This window comes from Clostridium sp. Marseille-Q2269 (genome assembly GCF_943736985.1).
Lineage (GTDB): Bacteria > Bacillota > Clostridia > Clostridiales > Clostridiaceae > Clostridium_F.
Genome location: NZ_CALSFS010000002.1, coordinates 263443 through 285976 on the forward strand (window position 1 = coordinate 263443; position 22534 = coordinate 285976).

The 22534-nt window shown below is 26.5% G+C and carries 19 protein-coding genes; 7 read left to right on the top strand and 12 right to left on the bottom strand.

The genetic code is table 11. The features are described 5' to 3' along the window. Positions 1–263 precede the first annotated feature (263 nt). From argF to glyA, 3 genes are all read right to left on the bottom strand, one after another. Positions 264–1265 carry an ornithine carbamoyltransferase gene (gene argF, locus NGI68_RS05190; RefSeq protein ID WP_251860427.1) on the bottom strand — a complete coding sequence of 334 codons (1002 nt, stop codon included), beginning with the start codon at positions 1263–1265 and terminating at the stop codon, positions 264–266. Between the two features lie 148 nt (positions 1266–1413). Then, the gene (gene arcC / locus NGI68_RS05195) at positions 1414–2358 is read right to left on the bottom strand and encodes a carbamate kinase (protein WP_251860428.1); all 945 of its coding nucleotides are present in this window, start codon (positions 2356–2358) and stop codon (positions 1414–1416) included. A gap of 576 nt (positions 2359–2934) precedes the next feature. Beyond that, positions 2935–4176, bottom strand: coding sequence for a serine hydroxymethyltransferase (glyA, locus tag NGI68_RS05200; protein ID WP_251860429.1), 1242 nt, complete (start codon positions 4174–4176; stop codon positions 2935–2937). A gap of 172 nt (positions 4177–4348) precedes the next feature. Between glyA and NGI68_RS05205 the strand changes: the two genes are divergently transcribed. Together NGI68_RS05205 and NGI68_RS05210 are read left to right on the top strand one after the other, a co-directional pair. Continuing rightward, on the top strand, positions 4349–5119 hold the full coding sequence (locus tag NGI68_RS05205; protein WP_251860430.1) for a threonine/serine exporter family protein: 771 nt from the start codon (positions 4349–4351) through the stop codon (positions 5117–5119). Further along, entirely contained in the window at positions 5116–5610 is a 495-nt protein-coding gene (locus tag NGI68_RS05210; RefSeq protein ID WP_251860431.1) for a threonine/serine exporter family protein, read from the top strand. Before NGI68_RS05205 ends, NGI68_RS05210 begins: the two co-directional genes overlap by 4 nt. Positions 5611–5785: 175 nt before the next feature. On the opposite strand, the gene NGI68_RS05215 is transcribed toward NGI68_RS05210, so the two are convergent. Next, complete coding sequence (locus NGI68_RS05215; RefSeq protein ID WP_251860432.1) at positions 5786–6055, bottom strand: metal-sensitive transcriptional regulator; 270 nt, start codon at positions 6053–6055, stop codon at positions 5786–5788. A gap of 183 nt (positions 6056–6238) precedes the next feature. After that, complete coding sequence (locus tag NGI68_RS05220; protein WP_251860433.1) at positions 6239–7066, bottom strand: Cof-type HAD-IIB family hydrolase; 828 nt, start codon at positions 7064–7066, stop codon at positions 6239–6241. Between the two features lie 112 nt (positions 7067–7178). Here NGI68_RS05220 and NGI68_RS05225 point away from each other — a divergent pair, with 112 nt between their 5' ends. From NGI68_RS05225 to NGI68_RS05245, 5 genes are all read left to right on the top strand, one after another. Beyond that, complete coding sequence (locus tag NGI68_RS05225) at positions 7179–7655, top strand: DUF4883 family protein (protein WP_353505355.1); 477 nt, start codon at positions 7179–7181, stop codon at positions 7653–7655. A gap of 259 nt (positions 7656–7914) precedes the next feature. Then, complete coding sequence (locus tag NGI68_RS05230; RefSeq protein WP_251860435.1) at positions 7915–12780, top strand: nicotinate-nicotinamide nucleotide adenylyltransferase; 4866 nt, start codon at positions 7915–7917, stop codon at positions 12778–12780. Positions 12781–12795: 15 nt separating this feature from the next. Continuing rightward, entirely contained in the window at positions 12796–14019 is a 1224-nt protein-coding gene (locus NGI68_RS05235; protein WP_251860436.1) for a lactate/malate family dehydrogenase, read from the top strand. Between the two features lie 47 nt (positions 14020–14066). Further along, entirely contained in the window at positions 14067–15122 is a 1056-nt protein-coding gene (locus NGI68_RS05240) for a flavodoxin family protein (RefSeq protein ID WP_251860437.1), read from the top strand. 105 nt (positions 15123–15227) lie between these two features. Continuing rightward, a complete protein-coding gene (locus NGI68_RS05245) occupies positions 15228–16067 on the top strand; it encodes a PHP domain-containing protein (protein WP_251860588.1) in 840 nt (279 codons plus the stop codon). A gap of 474 nt (positions 16068–16541) precedes the next feature. On the opposite strand, the gene NGI68_RS05250 is transcribed toward NGI68_RS05245, so the two are convergent. From NGI68_RS05250 to NGI68_RS05280, 7 genes are all read right to left on the bottom strand, one after another. After that, the gene (locus NGI68_RS05250) at positions 16542–17945 is read right to left on the bottom strand and encodes an aminopeptidase (RefSeq protein ID WP_251860438.1); all 1404 of its coding nucleotides are present in this window, start codon (positions 17943–17945) and stop codon (positions 16542–16544) included. Positions 17946–18052: 107 nt separating this feature from the next. Further along, positions 18053–18988: a magnesium transporter CorA family protein gene (locus tag NGI68_RS05255; protein ID WP_251860439.1), complete on the bottom strand. Its 936-nt coding sequence runs from the start codon at positions 18986–18988 to the stop codon at positions 18053–18055. Between the two features lie 236 nt (positions 18989–19224). Further along, complete coding sequence (locus tag NGI68_RS05260) at positions 19225–19782, bottom strand: 5-formyltetrahydrofolate cyclo-ligase (protein ID WP_251860440.1); 558 nt, start codon at positions 19780–19782, stop codon at positions 19225–19227. Next, the gene (gene hprK / locus NGI68_RS05265) at positions 19775–20698 is read right to left on the bottom strand and encodes an HPr(Ser) kinase/phosphatase (protein ID WP_286010084.1); all 924 of its coding nucleotides are present in this window, start codon (positions 20696–20698) and stop codon (positions 19775–19777) included. Before hprK ends, NGI68_RS05260 begins: the two co-directional genes overlap by 8 nt. 30 nt (positions 20699–20728) lie before the next feature. After that, a complete protein-coding gene (locus NGI68_RS05270; protein WP_251860441.1) occupies positions 20729–20917 on the bottom strand; it encodes a DUF896 domain-containing protein in 189 nt (62 codons plus the stop codon). 176 nt (positions 20918–21093) lie between these two features. Beyond that, entirely contained in the window at positions 21094–21828 is a 735-nt protein-coding gene (locus tag NGI68_RS05275; RefSeq protein ID WP_251860442.1) for a TVP38/TMEM64 family protein, read from the bottom strand. Next, positions 21797–22513 carry a TVP38/TMEM64 family protein gene (locus tag NGI68_RS05280; protein ID WP_251860443.1) on the bottom strand — a complete coding sequence of 239 codons (717 nt, stop codon included), beginning with the start codon at positions 22511–22513 and terminating at the stop codon, positions 21797–21799. The genes NGI68_RS05275 and NGI68_RS05280 overlap by 32 nt, the downstream gene beginning before the upstream one ends. Positions 22514–22534: the final 21 nt, after the last annotated feature.

Genomic DNA, 22534 nt, shown 5'->3' on the forward strand with positions numbered 1-22534 from the left:
TCGTATTATTCCAATTATATCATAGGTTTTATTAAAATAATAGGTGATTTTCTTTAAAAAAACTTTGTTTTTATGAACTATATTATAAAACAAATTCAATATAATTGTTTTTATATTGAGGTGGAAATATATTATTTAATAAATATTATGTTTTTTATAACCCACTTTTTTATTCTAATCATATCTATATAGCCAGTAGTTTTTAATATAAAAAATAAAAGGAAGAATGGTTTCATTCTTCCTTTTATCTTATATATTAATTATTATTGATTTCCTAATGTTGCAACCATAACAGCTTTTATAGTATGCATTCTGTTTTCAGCTTCATCAAACACGATTGAATATTTGCTTTCAAATAATTCGTGAGAAACTTCCATTTCTGATAAACCATATTTCTCTTTTATTTCTCTACCTACTGCTGTTTCTTCATCATGGAATGCTGGTAAGCAGTGCATAAATTTAGCTTCTGGATTTCCAGTCATTTTTATCATATTCATATCAACTTTGTATGGAGTTAATAATTTTATTTTACTTTCCCATACTGAATCTGGTTCTCCCATTGATACCCAAACATCTGTATATAGAACATCACAACCTTTAACACCTTCTTCAATGTTATCAGTTATTGTTATTTTAGCTCCTGTTTCAGCTGCTACTTCTTTACATTTAGCAACTAATGTAGCATCTGTTGGTATTTCTTTTGGAGAAACTATTCTAAAGTCCATTCCCATTTTAACCGCACCTATCATAAGAGCATTTGCCATATTGTTAGCACCATCTCCAACATATGCAAATTTGATTTCCTTTAATGGTTTATCAAAATGTTCTTTTATTGTTAAAAAGTCAGCTAATATTTGAGTTGGATGATCTTCATCTGTTAATCCGTTCCAAACTGGTACTCCAGCATATTTAGCTAAAGTTTCAACGATTTCTTGACCAAATCCTCTATATTCTATACCATCGTACATTCTTCCTAAAACTCTTGCAGTATCTGCCGCTGATTCCTTTTTACCAATATGGCTACCTGTTGGTCCTAAATAAGTTACATGAGCACCTTGATCTTTTGCTGCAACTTCAAATGCGCATCTTGTTCTAGTTGAAGCTTTTTCAAATATTAAAGCAACATTTTTGCCTTTCATTCTTTGTACTTCAGTACCTGTATATTTAGCTCTTTTTAAATCCCTAGCTAAATCTAAAAAGTAATTTATTTCCTTTGGTGTAAAATCCATTAATGTTAAAAAGTTTCTGTTCTTTAAATTAAACATATGTTGTTCCTCCTAATAGTATAATTTTTGTATTGAAATCTTTTATATTATAGATCACATTATATTATGCAACCTTTTTAATTATCATTTTACTATTTTTATCCCTTAACCTCAACAAATATATATAAAAAAGTAATATTGACTATTATTATTTTACTATTCTTGTGCCTAAAGTTCCATTAATAGCTTCTTTTGCTTTTGCAAGTGATGCTATTAATGCAATTTTATTTTCACTAAATTCTACGAATTTTTTACAAGCCTCAACTTTTGGAAGCATACTTCCTGGTGCAAACTGTCCTTCTTTTATATATTTATCTACTTCTTCTAAAGTCATTTTATCTAAAGATTTTTGATTTGGTTTATTATAATTTATAGCAACTTGGTCCACAGCTGTAAGAACCAATAACATATCAGCATTAATTATTTCTGCTAGTTTTTCAGCTGCAAAATCTTTATCTATAACTGCTGGAACACCTTTTATAATACCATTATCATTTATAACTGGAATTCCACCACCTCCACAAGAAATTACTACATTTCCTGCTTCAACTAGTTGTTTTATCATAGTTTTTTCTATAACATCTACAGGTTTTGGTGAAGCAACAACTCTTCTATATCCTCTTCCTGAATCTTCCTTCATTACATAACCTTTTTCAGCTTCTAATTTTTTAGCCTCTTCTTCACTATAAAAAGATCCTATTGGTTTTGTAGGATTCTGAAAACCTTCATCATCAGCATTTACTAACACTTGAGTAACTACTGTGCCTACAGGCTTATTAATATTTCTCTTATTTAATTCTTCTTCTATTGCATTTTGAAGATGATATCCTATATAACCTTGTGAAAAAGCTCCACAAACATCAAATGGGAATAATACATTTGAACTATTTGCTTTATATCCAGCTTCTACAGAAGCTAATATTTGACCTACTTGAGGACCGTTTCCATGAACTATTGATATCGTATGTCCTTCTTGAATTAAATCTACTATAGATTTTGCTGTATCTTTACAAGTTTTTAACTGGCTTTCTGGAGTCTTATCTTTTGGATCTGATTGTAATGCATTTCCTCCTAAAGCTAATACTATTTTCATAAAAGCACCTCCGAAAAATAATATATTTAATAATCTAAATTTAATTACATCCAATTGGTTTATGTAAATTTTCATATATTTTAAAATATAATAAAAATATAATTGCAAATCATTTTTTGCAATATATTAATGTTTTTGATATTGAGAATACGTTTCCATGACCTATGAATTTTAACATTTGTAAGAGTAGTTAAGATTATAGAAAACACTTTTATAATAAAAACATCTCTATTTATGAGAAAATTTAATATTGTGACTATTCTTTAAATTCTCCTTATTCTAATCATACCTATTTTACAAGAACAATTCAAATCTTTTTAAAATATAAAACTTTTATATTTCATTTCATGAACAATATTTCCCATATATCTAATTTTTTATTAAATTTTCTGATTACAGATTCATTGTACATATTATTTTTATTTTTGTCTACACATGATTTTACTTTAAAATTGCTATATTTTCTGAATTTATATGGTTTTTCTACAATATATCGTAATAATATGGGCTTATACTCCTATTTTGGAATATAAGCCCTTATTTTTGAATTTGTTTTTTATAATTATTTATATTTTTTTATTTTATTTCATACAAAGGATATTTTGCACATAATTCCTTCACTTGCGCTTTTATTTCAGACAAATTCTCTTCTTTATGCTCTATAGCATAATTTATAAAATATGCTATCTTTTTCATTTCATCTTCCTTGAATCCTCTTGTGGTTACGGCTGGAGTTCCTATTCTAATTCCACTAGTTATAAAAGGACTTAAAGTCTCAAAAGGTATTGTATTTTTATTCACTGTAATGCCTACTGAATCTAAAAGTTTTTCTGCATCTTTTCCAGTTATATTTTTATTAGTCAAGTCTATTAATAATAAATGATTATCTGTTCCTCCAGATATTAACCCAAATCCATATTTATCTAATTCTTCTCCTAAGATTTTAGCATTCTTAACAACTTGATCTATATATTGTTTGTAATCATCTTTTAATGCCTCTCCAAAACAAACAGCCTTAGCTGCTATAATATGCATTAATGGTCCACCTTGAATTCCTGGAAATATAGTTTTATCTATTGCCTTTGCATATTTTTCTTTACATAAAATGGCCCCGCCTCTAGGTCCTCTTAAAGTTTTATGAGTAGTTGTTGTAACAAAATCTGCATAAGGTACTGGAGATGGATGTATACCCGTAGCTACAAGTCCTGCTATATGAGCCATATCAACCATCATATAAGCACCTATTTCATCACAAATACTCTTTATCTTTTCAAAATCTATAATTCTAGGATATGCACTAGCTCCAGATACTATCATTTTAGGCTTATTTTCTAAAGCTATCTTTCTTAATAAATCATAATCTATAGTTTCTGTTTTCTTATCTACACCATATGATATAAAATTATATAATTTACCTGAGAAATTAACTGGACTTCCATGGGTTAAGTGTCCACCATGAGATAGATCCATTCCTAGTATGGTATCTCCAGGATCAAGTACAGACATATAAACTGCCATATTAGCTTGTGAACCAGAATGAGGTTGCACATTAGCATGTTCTGCACCAAATAATTCTTTTAATCTCTCTCTTGCTAAATCTTCTACTTCATCTACAAATTGACATCCACCGTAGTATCTTTTATGTGGGTAGCCCTCTGCATATTTATTCGTTAATAAAGATCCCATAGCTTCCATTACAGACAAACTTGTAAAATTTTCTGAAGCTATCAATTCAATATTATACTCCTGCCTTTCTTCCTCCTTTTTCATCATGTCCAACAATATTGAATCTGTCTTTGATAAATTTGTAAAATTCACATTACCACACTCCTAAAATAAACATATCTTAACTATAGATTATAGTTGTAAAATTGAAAATAATCAATAAACTCCAACTTTTTTATTTATATAAAAATCCCATTTTACAATAATAATTTTGGTGTTATAATACTTTTGGTAATACAAAAATTTTGCATAAAACGGTGATAATATGGATATGAACAAAATAATAAAAATAGCTGCAGAAGCTGGGAAAATAATATTGGAAAGTGGTGGTGAAACTTATAGAGTTGAAGAAACTATGGGGAGAATCTGTTCTGCCTACAATATAAATGATTCTGATAACTATGTTACTCCTACTGTAATAATGATATCTGCCACGGACGAAACTGGAAAGACTACTGCTCTTAGCAAAAGAATTATAACCAGAACTATAGATTTGGATAAGATAGATAAAGTAAATAGTTTATCTAGGAATATAAAAGAAAATAATTTAACCTTAGAAGAAGTTGAAAAAGAATTAGAAATCATAAAAAGTGGTGTCCACTATAGTAATAAAATAGAGATACTTTGCTCTTGTTTTATTTCATCTTTCTTTACATTATTATTTGGAGGAAACTACTTAGATTTTCTTATTGCATTTATGATAGGTGCTATATTAAAACCTGTGCTTTCTTTTTTAAGTTATCTTAATGTTAATGTATTTTTTACTAATCTTGTGAGCGGTTTTACAGTATCTCTTCTAGCTTTATTAAGTACACTAATAGTACCTGGTTTAAATGTAGATAAAATAATAATAGGATCTGTCATGATCTTAGTTCCAGGCATTGCTATAGTAAATGCGCTAAGAGATACTATTGCTGGAGATTTAATTTCTGGACTAATAAGAGGATCAGAAGCATTTTTAATTGCTGTAGCTATAGCAGTAGGCTCTGGTGTAATACTTAAGTTGTGGATATATTTAGGAGGAGTTACTTTATGATTATAATTTCAAATTTTATTTTTGCCTTTTTAGCCTCTTTAGGTTTTGCAGGTATATTTAATATAAAAGGTAAAAAACTTATATCTGCATCTTTAGGTGGGAGTATTGCTTGGATATTCTATCTTATATGTATAAAAAATAACTGCTCTACAGTATTTAGCTTTTTTATAGGATCTGTATCAGGAAGCATATATTCAGAAATAATGGCAAGAATACAAAAAACTCCTGTAACATTAATGGTAATATGTGCTATGATTCCTTTAGTTCCTGGGGGAGGTATGTATTACACAATGCAAAAAGTAATTGAAAGAGATGTAACTGGAGCTTTGAATACTGGATTTACTACCATATCTATAGCAGGGGCCATAGCCTTAGGAATGGTTATGGTATCTTCTATTACAAGACTTATATATAAATTTAAGGAAAAGAATGCAGTAAGGAAACTAAAAAATGGCAAAAACAAAGAGATGGAAAATACAAATGAAAATTAAAAAATTTTCTTTAATAATTGGACCAGCATATCTAAAATATTCATATTAATACTCTTACTAATATTTTAAATATTAGAAGGTATTTAAAATATAGAAGGTACTTTTAAATAAATATTTGTTAAAAGTACCTTCTATTTTAAATTTAATTTTTAAAAGTTCACAAATCATAATCTACTTATTTCATAAACATAGTAAGAGTAGAGACTAAATCTTCTATAGCTTCATCTTTTTCTTTATTTTCACCTAAAAAACATTTTTTTGCATAGTTTTCTAGAACCAACCCGCCTACTTTATTCATAGCTGCTCTTATAGCTACTATCTGTATAAGAACATCTCTACAACAACATTCATTTTCTACCATTTTCTCTATACCCTTAACTTGACCTTCAATTCTTCTAAGTCTTGTTTGTATATCTTTTTTAACATCTTTCTTTTGATTTTCCATAACTAAAACTCCTCTTTTTATACTACCTATATAATTATACCTACGCCCGGTATTATACCATTTTTTTAGTATACATTCAATTTTATTATGTCATCTAGTTAAAATGTTATTGTATATTTATAAATCCTTGTATATTTATAAATATTTTAAGTATATTATGTAAAACCTACACCTAAATAAATACTAGGATAAAATAAATTTTTCTATTACTTCTGCTATTCCATCATTATTATTATCCCTATAAGTTATATAATTAGCATATTTTTTTAATTCTTCTCTTGCATTTTTCATTAATACTCCAATTCCTGCTTTTTTTATCATACTTATATCATTTTCATCATTGCCTACAGCTATACACTTTTCTATAGGAATATTGTAATAATTAGATAGTTTCTCTAACGCTATTCCTTTACTAATTCCAAAATCACATATTTCTATATTACTTATATCTGATTTAGTTACACTTAGATTTAAATTATCTTCTATTTCTTTTTGAATCATATTCAAATAATTCAAGTCATTATCAACAACTACTATTTTATTTATTTCACTACATATATTTTTAATGTATTCCTTGCTATCTTTAATTATCCTTATTTCCATTCTATATTTTCTATCTATAGTCTTATTAAACTCATAGAATTTTTTTGTACTATAATCAAACTTTTCTGCACACATTATATTATCATGATAAAAATGATAATATGTATCTTTATATTTTCTTAAGATATCTATAACATTTAAAAATGTATCCTTATGAATTCCTTCATTATATATAGGCTCTTTTTTGTCATTTAAAATTAATGCACCATTAGCACAAATCATAGGTTCATTTTTAGATATAGCTTCTTCATAAAACTTCAATCCTGCAGGAACTCTTCCAGAAGATATAACTACCTTAACCCCTGCTTCTTTTGCTTTTTTTATATAAAAAAGAGTTTTTTCTGTTATTTTCTTTTTATCATTTAATAAAGTTCCATCCATATCTAATGCTATTAATTTATATTTCAAGCTTAACCCTCCCTGATAAATGTATTTTTTATTATTATACCATTAATAATGGTAATAAAAAGTAAAAAGAATTCATAGTTTTAATTAGTAATAAATTATGTAGGTGATTTATTTGAAAAAAATTTTCAAGATATTATTTTTAATCTGTATTCCTTGTTTTCTTCTAACATCTTGCAATATAACTTTCCCTATAGATTCAGTGAAAGGTAAAAAGCCAACCAACTTCTACTACACTAACCTTTTAGCTAAAAATATAACTCTAGAAAAAGAATATAAAGTTACCATATTAGAGACTAATTTCTACAAAGGCATAGAAATCAATAGAAAAGATAAAGAACTTATAAAAAACTTTGTATCTCTTTTAAGGAAACAAAACTTTAAAACTTCAGTTAAAAATTTAGAATCAAAGCCAATATATAAAATATTTTTCACATTTAAAAAAGATAAATATATAATAAATGTATTTAATAAACAATATATTTCTATACATCCATTTGATGGAGATTTCCCTACAGATTATATAGATATGACCAATATACCAGAAGCCTATAATTTATATAATTTATGCAATTTTTTATTCAATAAATAATATAGCCCTAAAGTCATATATTAATAAAAAGGCACTAACTTCGATTAATAACCTTTTTATAATATATGGCTTTTTATATGAATACAATTTATATTTATACTATTAAATTCACTTCATATTTAAAATAACTATTAATCTAAATGAAATAAACTAATAAAATATAAATTCATTATATCCCTATAAAAAACTTTAAATAAATTATATAATCTTTATAATAGACATATTATAAAAATATTTTATTCAGGAGGATAAAATTTATATGACTAATTTAAACTTTAAATATTTGTATAATAAAATATCTAAAAATTTTAAAAATAATAATTGGTTAAAAAAACAAGGAATAAATAAAGACCATTTAAATGTACATATTGATTCTTTAGAATTTAATAAAAAGTTATCTAAGATGATATTAAATGAAGATTTTTCTGCTAAAACCACTTTCCAATTATGCGAAAGTTTATTATATAGCATTTATCCTATAAAAAACAAAGAAAAATATTTGAAACAAATATATATTTATTCTATAAACAAAGCTTTTCCTTACACTTCAAAAGAAAAAAATGATTCTGATTTGGATATCAGTTGTGAAATATTTTTAAAAATCTTTAGTATAATAAATGATTTTGAGAAAAATCTTAATACTTCTAAATGGAAAAGCAAGTACCCTTTATTCTTTCTAAATGATGAGGAAATTGAAAACTTAGAAATGACTAAGGAGTATAAAAAGTTTATATCTGATTTTAAAAAAGATTATATTTATGAAATGATGAAACTAAGTGAAGAAGTAATGGGATTCAACACCTTAGATCATGTATGTGCAGTTCATTATTTGTGTGTTCACATAGGTCGTCAATTAAAAGAGGCAGGTATACCTATAGATTTAGGAAGGGTGTCTGGCGCTGCAGCTGGACATGATATTGGTAAATATGGATGTACCGGTGAAGATTTAAAAAGAGTTCCTCATCTTCATTACTATTATACTGATCAATGGTTCAAAAATCGTAACATACAATATATTGGTAACGTGGCTATGAATCACTCTACTTGGGATTTAGAAGTTGAAAATTTATCTTTAGAATCTTTAATATTAATATATTCAGATTTTAGAGTAAAAAATATTAAAACAAATTCAGGCTATAAAATGCATATTTATTCTTTAGAAGATTCTTTTTATGTAATACTTAATAAACTAGAAAACCTAGATGAAAAGAAAGAAAAAAGGTATAGAGGTGTTTACTATAAGTTAAAAGATTTTGAAGATTATCTTTTAAAATTAAACATAAACATAGATCCTAATAACAATATATATAAACAGTACTCCCATTTAAACAATACTGAATATTCTCTAATGCAGGGTGATGAAATAACAAATAATCTTAAAAATATATCCATATATCATAGCATTTATTTGATGCATCAACTTAGAGATGAAATTTCTCTAGAAACTATATTAGATTCTGCTCGTTCTGAAAAGGACTGGAAGGATCTTAGAGAATATATTAGAGTTCTTCAGGAATACTCTACCTATCTTACTCAAAAGCAAAAAAAGCAAACAATTAAATTTTTATTTGAAAATTTAATTCATCCTGAAGATGACATTAGAAAACATTGTGCAGAATTAATGGGTAAGCTTATTGCAATTTTCGATGAGAATTATATGAAAGAAATACCTTCTAATGTAAAGCTTTTACCAACAGAAATAACTTCATGTGATATTTTAACAGAATATTTAAAAGCCATGTTATCACCTCCTAGTAGCATGATTTATGTGAATAAATTTAATCTAGGATATAACGTTCCCACAATGATTGAATCCTTATTTAATTATTGTAAAGAAAGTTCCTTAGATAACTACAGAACAATTATCCTTAGTCATTTTGATAATAAAAAATATAAAAATGTTGATATTCAACTTTTTTTATTAGACACTGCAAAATATATACCTATGGATTTATCTAGTGAATATGCTTATAAACTTTGGAATTTCATATTTTATATATTAAAAAAAAGAAATCAAACCTTGAGATTAGGAGCTCTTAAAATTTTAAATACATTAACAAAACAAAAATTATCTGAAAACATAATAAATAAAATAAAGGATTATTTATTTTTATCTAACATAAATAAAAATAATATCACAGAAAATATGCTTAAACTGAAACTAGCCAAAAGTCTAAACTTAGAAAGCCTATATTGTAGTCTAGAAAAACATGTTAATATAAATAAAAAATTAGCTACTGAAATATTTTTAAGTAATTTAAAATCTAACACTAGTTGGATAAAAAAACATATACAAATAGATTTGCTTTTAAAATATGCAAAAGAAAATCCATCTTCTTTTGGTATGCATACAATTATACATTTTTCTAATCTATTAAAAGTAAGTGATATAGAGAGTGTTAGAAGTAAAGCAGGTAATGCTATCTTAGAGATTATGCCATATCTAAGTTTAGCAGAAAGAAATGAAATTGCTATTGAATTACTAAGAGGTTTAGAGATAGAAGGTAATAGATTTACAGAATATATTCCAACCTATGAAGGCCAAGTTATTCTATGGCTTCAACCTATAGAATTAGATGAAATAATACAAGATTTGACCATTAAATTTAAAAAAGCTGATACCACTTTAAAATGTTTAATTTTAAAAACTATAGGTATTACTATATCAAATTATTCAATATACAAAACTAGATTTAAAGAAGATATAAGTTTTTTTAAGAGTAGATTAATAAATATGCTTGGCATTTTATTAAACGGTTTAGGAGATTACAATATACAAGTTAAGCAATCTGCTTTTATATCCTTAGGTAAACATCTTTTTGGGAGAGAAAAACCATTTGAAGAAAAAGCAAACCTTTTTAAATTAACAGCAAAAAAAATACTTACTCTCATTGCAGAAGATAGAAATAAAAATTTAATGATGCTAACAAATTCTGTGGGTTTACACTATATATATAGATTTATATCAGATTACAATTTCTTTATTGGAGATTTAAATATGCCTTGTGCAAAAAAAATTGCTTTTTTCCCTGGCACTTTTGATCCTTTTTCTGCAAGTCATAAAGAAATAGCTAAAGCTTTAAGAGATATGGATTTTGAAGTTTTTTTAGCAGTTGATGAATTTTCTTGGTCTAAAAGAACACTGCCTAGCCTTTTAAGACGAGACATATTAAATTTATCCATTGCAGACCAACTTAATATATATATTTATCCCTCTACTATACCTATAAATATATCTAATAATATGGATTTAATGAAACTTAAAAATTTGTTCCCAAAATCCGAGGTATATATAGCTGTAGGTAGTGACGTAATATTAAATGCTTCTAGTTACAAAAAAGAAAATATAAACATTAAAAACTCTATATTTAATTTTTCTCATATAATATTTCAACGGGGAAAAAGCAATAATAAACTAAGCGAAATAATTTCCTATATAAAAAGAGATGTACTAATTTTTTCTTTGTCCTCTAAGTACTCAGAAATAAGTTCTACACAAATTAGGAACTATATAGATGAAAATAAAAATATATCTAGCTTAGTAGATCCAATTGCAGAAAAATATATATACGAAAAAGGATTCTATCAAAGAGAGTCTCAAGATAAATCTATAATACAACCTATATCTTTAAAGACAGTAATTCTGAATTCAATAGACGATTATTTGATAAATAAAATATATTCTATGTTAAAATATAAAATTAAAAATATAAAAGAAATATTAAATAATCTAAAACACAAATCCTCTGCTAGAGCAATATTAATAAAAGATGAAAAAGATGAATTAATAGGATTTTCTCTATTTCATTGGATAAGATCTAATGTATTATATGAAGAAATGGCTGATGATTATATTGCAGAATATATAAGAAATAATAGTACTGGCCGAATAATATCTTTAGATGGATTTTATATCAAAAATACAGAAAAAAGCAAACATATAGAACAAATATTAGTAACAGAAACTTTAGCCTTTTGTGTGTCTAAGGATTATGAATATGCTGTATTTCATCCAAAGCATGGAGAATTTCAAACCTCATATATAGTTGATATTTTAAAACTGCAGGGTTTTATAAAAGTGCAAAATCTTACTAATTCTTTATGTATATATACTGTAAATATGAGCAACCCTTGTATATTAAATTTAGATATGGAAAATTTTATAAAAGAACCTTATAGAAATAATAAGAGAATCAAAAATGTAATAATAGAAAGCAGAAAAAGCTTGCAAAAGTCATTAACAAACCTATATAAAGGAGAATTAGTCTTATCCTTTGATAATAACTTTTTACACCAAGCTATGATTAATAAAATTTGTACAGAAAATAATGTATCTAACTATATAGAAATACCTAAAAAACTTGGAAAGGCTATGTGTGTTCCCTATGGTGATATATTAGATAGGCATATAATCCCTAACACTGTAACTAAATCTCTTCATACAGAAAAAATATTTAATTCTGATATGAAAGCATTCAGAATTGGTCAATTTCCTAACTATCTTCCATTACAAACTCAGGTAAGAATGTTAACTTCTTTTAATAGGCCTGTAATTTTAGTAGATAACCTACTTCATAAAGGATACAGAATAAAAGCTCTAGATCCAATCTTTAAGAAAGAAAAACTAGAAATAAAAAAAATAATAGTGGGTATCATGTCTGGACGAGGTAAAGATTTAATGGATAAACAAAAAAGAGCTGTGGATAGTGTTTATTTTATACCAAGATTAAAACTTTGGTTTAATGAAGTATCTATGTATCCTTTTATGGGTGGCGATTTATTATGGAGAGAAAAGTACCCCAAAAGAAACTTACTTTCATCTATAAATTTAATACTTCCCTATACTTATCCCAAATTTATAGTTGGTTGTAGTAAAAAATCAATATTCAACTTATCTAAAGCTTGTATAGAGAATTCTATAAATATACTACACACTATAGAAGAAGAATATCGTAATATAACAGATAAAAATTTAAACTTATATTTGTTGGGTCATGTATTTAATGTATCAAGATGTCCAGATCAAGGCGACAATATTTATTATAATTTAAATTTACCTCCCTCTCATTATCTAAAAAATGATTTAGAAAAACTATTAAGATTAGAAAATATTATAGAAGATTAAAAAGGATGTGTGTTTATGGATAAACTAAAATTATTTTATTATATTTATAAAAATAATATTATAATTTCTAAAGAAAAAGAAAATTTAAAAGAAATAACAGAAGAAGAAGCTTCTTCTTATAACGGATTAATGTACTTTTTAATAGATATTAATAAAAATAATAGCAGAAGAACATTTTTAATAACTAATAGTTCTATGCTTTTTATAAAAAATGAAAATTTAAATATTTTAATTAAAAGGGATTCACTTATTGAAATTCCACAGTTTATAAAAAAATCTATAGAGGAGAAAAAATTAATTGGTATTAATAAAAATTGCGAAAATTTGGAAAATGCTATAAATTTTAATCCTTGTTCAAATAAAAAATGGAAAATAAATATAGTAGGATTGGGTGATGTAGGTGGAACTTTAATTACTGGATTAAGACTTTTAGGTGAAAATTGTATAGATGAAATAGGCATTTATGATAAAGATATAAATAAAATAAACCGATTTGAATATGAATGTAATCAAATTCAAAGCCCAGAGTTAAATTCAAACTTACCTAGAATAAAACAGCTAAATGAAGATGAACTCTTTGATTGTAATATGTTTGTTTTCTGCGTTTCTATTGGTGTACCTAAAATAGGAAATGAAACTAAAGATGTAAGATTAGTTCAATTTGAAGGAAATAGCAAAATAATATCTTACTATGCAAAGCTTGCAAAAGAAAAAAATTTCAAAGGTATCTTTGCTGTAGTATCTGATCCAGTAGATCTTTTATGCAAATCAGTTCTAAAAGAAGGGTTAGCTCCAGAGCAAATCAGAGGCTATGGCCTTGGAGTTATGAACGCTAGAGCTGCTTATTATGCTAGTAAAGATTCTAGATTAAAAAGTTATCCACTAGAAGGCAGAGCCTTTGGTCCTCATGGTGAAGGACTTATAATAGCAAATAGTATGACCAATTATGATGAAAATCTATCTAATATATTAACTAAAAAAACTAGAGAAGCAAATTTAGAAATTCGTTCCTTAGGTTTTAAACCATATATAGCTCCTGCACTATCCTCAGGAAGTCTTTCTTTAATAGCTACAATACAATCTAAATGGCATTACAGTGCAACTTTTTTAGATGGTGCATTTATGGGTATTAAAAATAGATTCATAAATAACACTACAGAATTAGAGACTTACAAAAATATACCTTCTAGCTTATTAAAAAAAATAGAAGAAACTCATAGTTATTTAAAAAATTTTTGATATATTTAAAAATTAAAATACAAATTACGTTTTAAGGGAGTGTTCTTATGGAAGAGTTGTTTCTTATAATACCAAATTCTAATCCATCTAAAGAACTAGATAATATGATTAATAAGTTTTGTGAAAACTTTTCTAAAATAAATAAGCTAACAAATAGCGAAAATATTTTACATTTAAAATGTAAAAAAATATTATTTGCTATAGAAATAGGTTTTTCGGGTATAGATTTAGATATGTGGTCTTTTATAGACAGTATAAAAGACAAAGGCAAAGATTTTTTTTATAATTCCACTGCTGCCATATTAGTTCATAGTTCTACGGAACTCTTTACCAAAGACGTATGCCAAAATTTGATATTTATAAGTAACTCTCTAGGATGTGGTTTTATAGGACATCCAATAGTTGAAGCCACCGATTCTCTAAAAAATTTTTTAACCTGGCAAAAAAATTTAAATACACCTTTAAAAAATATTTGTTTAGATTTATGTTATAAACTTGGAAATAGACTTGCAAATTATAGTCATAAGAGCATTAAATCTCCTAAAATAACAGCCCTTTATTCTTCTCCACATACTTTTTCTAATACTTTGAGTCTATGGCATATGGTATCTTGTGAACTTAAAGGATATGATATAAATGAAATTCAGATAGAAAATGGTAAAGTACTAGAATGTAAGGGTTGCTCCTATAAAACCTGCTTACATTACGGTAAACAAAATAGTTGCTTTTACGGAGGAATTATGGTGGAAGATATACTACCTTCAATAGAAAAATCTGATATTGTTGTATGGTTATGTCCAAATTATAATGATGCTATTTCATCTAATATATCTGCCACAATAAACAGACTTACAGTACTTTATAGGAAAACAAGTTTTTATGAAAAATATCTTCTTGGTGTAATCGTATCTGGAAACTCTGGCAGTGATTCTGTAGCAAAGCAATTAATAGGGGCTTTGAATATAAATAAAGGTTTTCTATTACCGCCCTATGGCTTATTAATGGAAACTGCTAATGATCCTAACGCAATATTTAAAATACCTAACATAAAAGAAAAAGCAGAAGAATTTGCACTGAATATAAAAAGGATTAATGGTGAATAAACTTAAATTTCTAAACGTATTTACTTGTGTTAATTGTATATTTTATTTATAATTTATTTACCATAGTATATAATAACTTATTAATTTCTAAAGGAGGTAATTTCTATTTATATAAAAGGCGATTTTCATGTTCATACTAATGCTTCCGATGGAAAATATTCATCAAAAGAATTAGTTTATTTAGCTAAAAATGAAGGATTAGATATAATATCTATAACGGATCATGATACTACAAATGGAATAGAAGAGGCATTGTTTTATGGAAAAAAATTAAATATAAAAGTTATTCCTGGCATAGAATTATCTACTACATATAATAATTGTAGTATTCACGTTTTAGGATATTTTAAAGGAAATAATTGTAAAAATGAATTAATAGAAATTTTTCAAAAGGATAAAAAAAATTATAGAGAAAAAAGAGCTCATGAAATAGTAAAGAAATTAAGAGATAACTTTGATATAAAAATAAGCTTTGATGAAATAATGGAGTCTACAAAAGGAGTTATTTCTAGACCTCATATTGCAAAAGCTATTGTAAACGCAGGCTACACATTTAGTTGGGATTATATATTTTCAAATTTTATCGGTGAAGGCTGCAAAGCTTATGTGCCTAATAAAATCATTCCCACTGAAAAAGGCATATCTCTATTGAAAGAATCTGGTGCTATATCAGTTTTAGCTCATCCTGTATTAATAAAAAAGATTGATGCAGAAGAATTATTCAAATTAAACTTTACAGGAATAGAGGCTATATATTATATGAACAAACCAGAAGATACTACTAGATTTAAAAATCTGTCAAAAAAATATAACAAGATTATAACTGGTGGTTCAGATTTTCATGGATTAACAAAAACTGATGGAAGCCACCCTAATAAAATAGGAGCAACCACATTAGATCCATATAATATACAAAAACTTCTAGAAGCAATAGACGAAATATAAGGAAATTACGACATAAAGTAAGATTACAACCATTAGGTTAAAAAAGGGATATGTGGCTTAAAAGGCAGGTCAATTCGCTAAGAAGTTCTAATTTAATTTTTTAAGATATATGGTCCAAAATACAAACTCGTTAACGCTCAAACATATATTTTGGACACATATCCTTTAAAAAAATAAATAAGAAATTCTAAAGCTTTTTCCAATGCCTTTTGCACCACATATCCCAATTTTTTAACCTAAAGGAAGATATTAAACTATAACGTAATTTTCTATGTAAGAGGAAGTACTAAAAGATGATTTTACTCCTCTTTGTTACGTAAAATCTGCAATTATTTTTTTCATTAAAAGAAAGGGCTTTAAAAAATTTTTCTTTAGAAAATTCATGCGTAGCATGCGGAGTAAGTATATCATTCATAAAATTTGCATATGTTAATTTTTATTCTTTAAAAGGTGTTAAGTGGTAATTTTCTTATTTTATGCTTCTAGTAAAAATGCCCAATAGCCTCTCATAGTTTCGTATATATCTGCTTTGCTAGCTATTTCCCAAGGTGCATGCATGTTATGAAGCGCAACTCCACAATCTATAACTTCCATACCATATTGAGCTAATATATAAGCTATAGTGCCTCCACCACCTTGATCTACCTTCCCTAATTCTGATGTTTGCCATGATACATTATGTTTTTCCATTATAGTTCTTATTTCAGCTATATATTCTGGATTTGCATCATTAGATCCACTTTTTCCTCTAGCTCCAGTATATTTATTAAATACTATACCTTTTCCAAAGTAAGCTGAGTTTTTCTTTTCCATAACTGATGGATAATTAGGATCAAACGCTGCTGATACATCAGAAGATAGCATTTTTGAATTTGTAAGACATCTTCTTAATTTTAAATCACTATAATTATCTGATGTTAAATTTATCATTTCTGCTACTACATTTTCAAAGAATTTAGATTGCATACCTGTTGCCCCTACGCTACCTATTTCTTCTTTATCTACAAGTAATGTTACACAAGTTTTATCTACTTTATCCATCTTCATCATAGCTTCAAAAGAAGTATAAGAACAAATTCTATCGTCTTGGCCATAAGCCATTATCATACTTCTATCAAATCCATAATCTCTAGCTTTTCCTGCTGGTACTACTTCTAATTCTGCTGAAACAAAGTCTTCTTCTTCTATTTTATATTTTTCATTTAATAGCCTTAATATGTTTATTCTTACTCTATCTTTTGCTTCTTTATCTTCTGCAGGGATGCTCCCTATTAATACATTTAGGTTTTCACCTTCTACTACTTTAGAAGCCTTTTTATCCATTTGTTCTGCTGACAAATGAATTAACAAATCAGATACGCCGAATACTGGATCTGATTCATCTTCTCCTATTACTACATTAACTTTAGTTCCATCTTTTCTAACTATTACTCCATGAATAGCTAATGGTAGAGTAACCCATTGATATTTTTTTATTCCTCCATAATAATGTGTTTTAAATAAAGCTAAATCTGTATCTTCATATAAAGGATTTTGTTTTAAATCTAATCTTGGAGAATCTACATGTGCTCCTAATATTCTAAGTCCGTTTTCCATAGATTCTTCCCCTACGAGAAATAAAGCTAATGTCTTATCCATATTATTTGCATAAACTTTATTACCAGGTTTTAATTTTTCATTATTATTTATAATTTCCTCTAAATTTTTATATCCATTTTCTTCTGCTAACTCTATAAATTCTTTTACACATTCTCTCTCAGTTTTACATTTAGACATAAAGTCTTTGTACTTTTCTGATAAATCAAAAACATTTTTTAACTCATCTTTAGAATACTTATCCCAAGCTAATTCATATTTTTTAGTTAAATCTTTTTCCATAGCACTCCTCAAGCAATTAATATCACTTGAGTTTTTCACCTCACCTTCTATAAGATTCTACTATATTAATTTTAACATAAATAAATGGATAATAGTTTATTTTTCTTTTAAAGCCACTTTTTTCTTTTAAAAAAGTATACTAAAAATAGCGATATAATGATAGTAAATCCTAAAACATAAAAACACCCATAAGGATTTTTCATAGGAGGTATATTATCAAAATTCATTCCATAAAGACCAGTAATTAAACTAGCTGGTAAAAAAATAGTAGCAATTAAAGTAAATACTTTCATTAGCTCATTAGTTTTATTTGATATTTCGGATTCAAATGCTTCTCTTACTAATGAAAGATCTTGCACTAGTGTTTCCAATGCTACCATTAATTTTTCTATTTTGTTATTTAGAGTAATACAATACTTGATGCATTCTTTTTCTATTACTCCATTGTCATTACTTGTAAGACTATCCCCTATATATCTTAATGGTGTTATATATTTTCTGATTCTATAAACTTGTCTTCTTAAATATATTATTTCATCTATATGTTCATGCTTTGGTTCCTTTAATATGTCTATTTCTATCTTATCTGCCTTGGTTTCTAAAGTAGCTATAACTTCATAATTTTTAATTATTATTCTATCTATAATATAATATAATAAAATAAATGGCTTAGGATTTTCCTTTAAAAGAAAACAATTTTTGCTTTCATTAATATCATCTAATATTTCTTCTATTAAAGTTAATCTTTCTTTATACACTGTTATTATGCAATCTTTACTTAAAAAAATATTAATTTCATTAGCTTCTACTGCCTTATTATACTTAAGCAAATTTAAAATAATAAATGTATAATCTTTATAAAAATTTATTTGAGCTCCCTGAGTGTAATTTTTGCATTCTTCTATATTTTCTTCTTTTAAAGTAAATTTATCTTTTAACATATCTAGCTCCTGTGAATGAACAACTATCCAATAATAACTTTTTCCTATTTTAAAGTCCTCTTTAACTTGATCAAAATTATTTAACAAATCAAAAATAATCATATAAAAATCACCTAACTAATATTTTTATATGATTATTATTTGGACTTAATGTATTTATTATTCTTTTATTAACTTTTTATTTGTTAATAATTAATTGTTGTTTTATAATTAACAAAAACTAGCTAATATTTTCTATACCACTATTAGCTAGTTTAGTCATAAAGCTATATATGTTTATATAAATTTGTGAATTCTATACAGTAATATTATTTATTAGATAAAATAACATTTATACATTAAATAGAATCAACTATAACTTCATCTACTAATATATCATGTATGTCTTTAGGTACATGGTCTACCATCTGAAAATCATATGCTAAAGCTATTTTTCTAACTTTATTTTTTAAGTGAGGAATAAATCTATCATAAAATCCTCCACCATAGCCTAATCTTCCTCCTTTATTATCAAAAGCTAGTCCTGGTAAAATAGCTAAATCTATTTCCTTTGGATCTACTATATTTTTAAAATTTTCAGGTTCTAATATTTTATAGCGCCCACACTCCATAAGTTCTGAAAAATCCTTAATTTCTATAGCTTCCATACCTTCATTTAAGGATATAACCTTAGGAACGCATATTCTTTTGCCCTGACATAATGCTTCTTTTATAATATCATGAGTATTAACTTCATCTTTCAAACTTACATATATAAATATAAAATTAGATTTTTCATATAAAAGTTTACTATGAAGTTTTTCTTTTATTATTATATCTTTCTTTATCTTTTCTTCTGTGGTTAAACACTTTCTTATATTAAGGATTTCTTCTCTCAAATTAGATTTATTATTCATCTTTTTTTAAGTTACTAGCCTCCTTACTTATTCTTTCATTTATTATATCCACAGGACAATTTTTTGTAACCAAAGTATATCTATAGTTTGCTGCAGCTGCTTCTATTATAACAGCCAAATTCCTTCCTGGTCTTATAGGTATAGTCAGTTTTCTAACTGGTATATTTAATATATCTATAAATTCCTTATCTACACCCAATCTATCATAAGTTTTTTCTGGTCTCCATTGTTCTAAATTAATCATAAGATCAATTTTTCTTTCCTTTAATATAGAACTCAATCCATAAAGAGCTGCTACATCTATTATTCCCATACCTCTAACTTCCATCATACCCGCAGTAATAGAAGGAGAGGTACCCTTTAATATTCCATTTACTTCTTTAATATCAACGGCATCATCTGCTACTAATCTATGGCCTCTTTTTATAAGTTCTAAGGCTGTTTCAGTTTTTCCTATTCCACTTTCTCCCGTAATAAGTATTCCAATACCATATACGTCCAAAAGTACTCCATGCATCCTAGTTTCAGGGGCTAGTTTTTCATCCAAGTATGACATTAAAGAGCTTATAAATCTAGTAGATATTTCACCCGTTCTTAAAACCCATTGCCCTTTTTCTTTGGCACTATTTATAAATTCTTCATGAGCTACTAAATCCCTTGTTATTATTATACATGGTGTTTTAAACTCAAAAAATTTATTTAGTCTTTTTATCCTAAGTTCTTTTTTCATTACATCTAAAAAGCTCCATTCAGTCTTTCCAACAACCTGTACTCTTTTATTAGCAAAATAATTGTAAAAACCTGAAAATTGAAGCCCAGGCCTATTGATATCACTAACATCTATAATGTTGTTTTCTAAGCCTTCTACTAATACTTCTAATTTCATATCCTGTATTAAGTCCTTTACCCTAACCAAATGTTTTACACCTCCTAACAATAAGACTTATTAGTTTTTTGTACTAGGCATTGGTATTTTTTCCACCCCATCTAATTGCACTTTTACATTTCCTTTTATTACATCTATATATTTTCTTCTTAATTCTTGTTGTTCTATTTTTTCTTCTTCTGTAAGTCCCGTATCTTTACTTTTTTTATATAAAAAATTAATTCTTTCTATAAGTTTTTTCATGTCCATATATTACAACTCCTCAATGTTAATTTACATTTTATTTTACATCATATTTTATAAAAATAAAATACATCTAAATATATTATTTATTAAATTAATGTTAAATAGCCATATAATATATAAAATAAGCATAGAATAAGAGACATACTTCTATTTAAAGATATGTCTCTTTATAAATTTTATTATTCTTTTATAATATTTAATTGCTCATCATTACTATTATTTTTATCTTCTTTCTTTTTTTTATCCATTAAATATTTTTTTATAGCTATAGCAATCACTATTAGAGCTATCACTCCACAAAATATCCATAGTGCCATTTTAGCCATACTGCCTATATTTTGTCCTAATAGGGAATAAACTATAGTGGCTGGTAATTGCCCAACTCCTGTAGCCCAAAAAAATGACCAAAACGACATTTCTGTAAGACCTGCTGCATAGCTTATAGCATCAAAAGACACAAATGGTAGTAATCTGGCTATTAATATAGCATATTTACCATACTTGTCAAAGAATTTATCTGTCATATATAGTGCTTTTTTACCAACTATCTTTTGGGCTACAGGCCTTCCATAAAATTTGCTTATATAAAAACATAAAACCGCTCCCATCATAGCCCCTGTCCAAGATATTAAAGCTCCAAATGCCCAACCAAATAACCATGCATTAGCAAATGTTATTATAAAGGCTGGAAGTGGTGCTGCAATAGATTGAAACATCATAAGAAGAATAGATATTAGCGGAGCCCATATACCAAAAGATTTTATATAATCTTTTACCTCTTCTATATTTAATCTTGTAAGCATGGAAGCTACTTTATTTACTCCATTTTTAAATTCTGGAACAAAAAAATATAGAATTATTACTCCTAAAACAAGTCCTAGTTTAATTGATAAATTTCTCTTCTTCTGCTCCATAACTATCCTCCTTCTTAATTATATCTTTCTGTAATTTATTAAAGGATAGTTTCTTTTTCATAATAAAAGAAACTAAACATAGTAAAACTAATAATACTATAGACATTACAAACTGTTTAGATTTCACATTTAAAGCTTTATCTCCAAGATTTATAAAAACCAATATGCCTGGAATTATCCCTACAGTTGTTGCTAAAATAAAATCTTTAAATTTTATTTTGGAAAGTCCTGATCCATAACTTATAACATCAAAAGGAACTAAAGGTATAAGTCTTAATATAAATACAACTAAAAATCCATTTTTTTCCACTCCATCCTCAAACCATTTCCCTTTTCCTCTAACCAACTTGTCAACCATAGTTCTTCCTAAAACTCTAGCTATATAAAAAGATAGTGATGCTCCACAAACAGCGCCTATCACTGTATATATGCTTCCTTGGACCATACCAAAAGCCATACCTCCAGCTATGGCTAAAATAGAATCTGGAAATAATGTAAGTGGAACTAAAGTAAATAATATTATGTATACTATAGGTGATATAACTCCATAACTGTTTATGTACTCTTTTATCGAAACTGCACTTACCTCTTTAGCTAATATGGTGTTTCTTAAAAAATATACTAAAAATCCTAATAGACCTATAAATATTATAAAAACTATAACACTATTTTTAGCTTTTTTCACACAAACGCCTCCACTAATTTT

Coding starts and splice junctions, on each gene's coding strand:
- NGI68_RS05240 (WP_251860437.1), top strand. CDS start 14,067: ATGGAAGAGTTGTTTCTTATAATACCAAATTCTAATCCATCTAAAGAA.
- NGI68_RS05230 (WP_251860435.1), top strand. CDS start 7,915: ATGACTAATTTAAACTTTAAATATTTGTATAATAAAATATCTAAAAAT.
- NGI68_RS05235 (WP_251860436.1), top strand. CDS start 12,796: ATGGATAAACTAAAATTATTTTATTATATTTATAAAAATAATATTATA.
- NGI68_RS05210 (WP_251860431.1), top strand. CDS start 5,116: ATGATTATAATTTCAAATTTTATTTTTGCCTTTTTAGCCTCTTTAGGT.
- NGI68_RS05270 (WP_251860441.1), bottom strand. CDS start 20,917: ATGGACATGAAAAAACTTATAGAAAGAATTAATTTTTTATATAAAAAA.
- NGI68_RS05260 (WP_251860440.1), bottom strand. CDS start 19,782: ATGAATAATAAATCTAATTTGAGAGAAGAAATCCTTAATATAAGAAAG.
- NGI68_RS05255 (WP_251860439.1), bottom strand. CDS start 18,988: ATGATTATTTTTGATTTGTTAAATAATTTTGATCAAGTTAAAGAGGAC.
- NGI68_RS05275 (WP_251860442.1), bottom strand. CDS start 21,828: ATGGAGCAGAAGAAGAGAAATTTATCAATTAAACTAGGACTTGTTTTA.
- NGI68_RS05205 (WP_251860430.1), top strand. CDS start 4,349: ATGGATATGAACAAAATAATAAAAATAGCTGCAGAAGCTGGGAAAATA.
- NGI68_RS05250 (WP_251860438.1), bottom strand. CDS start 17,945: ATGGAAAAAGATTTAACTAAAAAATATGAATTAGCTTGGGATAAGTAT.
- NGI68_RS05215 (WP_251860432.1), bottom strand. CDS start 6,055: ATGGAAAATCAAAAGAAAGATGTTAAAAAAGATATACAAACAAGACTT.
- argF (WP_251860427.1), bottom strand. CDS start 1,265: ATGTTTAATTTAAAGAACAGAAACTTTTTAACATTAATGGATTTTACA.
- arcC (WP_251860428.1), bottom strand. CDS start 2,358: ATGAAAATAGTATTAGCTTTAGGAGGAAATGCATTACAATCAGATCCA.